We start from the raw sequence: 276 nt of genomic DNA, 5'->3' as shown, positions 1-276 counted from the left end.
ACCTTCCGTTGCTAGTAGAGTCAATCAAATCAAACTCTAGATGAAACGTGAACAAAATTCTGATAATGCTGCTTATATGACAAGGAGAGATTATGGTTCTTTGGGTTAGCACACAAATGTCTATCGGAGATATCCGTGATTTAACTAACTCTCATCGTCTTGAGTTGCGACCTGACTTTCAGCGGCAGGAAGTATGGGCTGTAGCAGCAAAGATAATGCTCATCGATTCAATTCTCAAAAACATTCCAATGCCTAAGTTCTATCTGCTTAGGGATA

At 39.9% G+C, this 276-nt stretch carries 1 protein-coding gene; it reads left to right on the top strand.

All coding sequences use genetic code 11. The annotated features are described in order from the left end of the window. Positions 1-92: 92 nt before the first annotated feature. Positions 93-276: DUF262 domain-containing protein (locus FLQ44_RS24065; protein ID WP_240801218.1), on the top strand; the 184-nt coding region annotated here is incomplete at its 3' end.

Origin of the sequence: Vogesella mureinivorans (genome assembly GCF_007644035.1) — a bacterium.
In the GTDB taxonomy this organism is placed as follows: domain Bacteria; phylum Pseudomonadota; class Gammaproteobacteria; order Burkholderiales; family Chromobacteriaceae; genus Vogesella; species Vogesella mureinivorans.
The sequence above is the reverse complement of the archived record's forward strand: the minus strand, read 5'-3'. Positions and strand labels throughout refer to the sequence as shown.